The following is a 250-nucleotide window of genomic DNA, read 5'->3' on the forward strand; positions in this document are numbered from 1 at the left end:
TTCTCTAAATGAGCAAGTTCGGCTATCCATCGAACGGTGTCAGATGCTCGACTGGGAGGTCGTTTTCGTATTCCGTGATGAAGCAGAGAGCGGAAAAGACCCGGACAGACCGATGTTTCAATCGATGCTCAGAGCCGCAGAGAAGCAAGCCTTCGACGTTGTCGTGTTTTGGAAACTCGACCGGTTCTCTCGAAGTCTCATGCACGCAGTACAGTTGGAAACCAAGCTGAGACAGTATGATGTCGGTCTT

1 protein-coding gene is annotated in these 250 nt (G+C 50.4%); it reads left to right on the forward strand.

Annotation, left to right across the window (positions count from 1 at the left end):
- Nucleotides 1-250: recombinase family protein (locus EXE44_RS19180; RefSeq protein WP_137718123.1), on the forward strand; the 250-nt coding region annotated here is incomplete at both ends.

The sequence above is a fragment of the Halorubrum sp. SS7 genome (genome assembly GCF_005435055.1).
In the GTDB taxonomy this organism is placed as follows: Archaea; Halobacteriota; Halobacteria; order Halobacteriales; family Haloferacaceae; genus Halorubrum; species Halorubrum salinarum.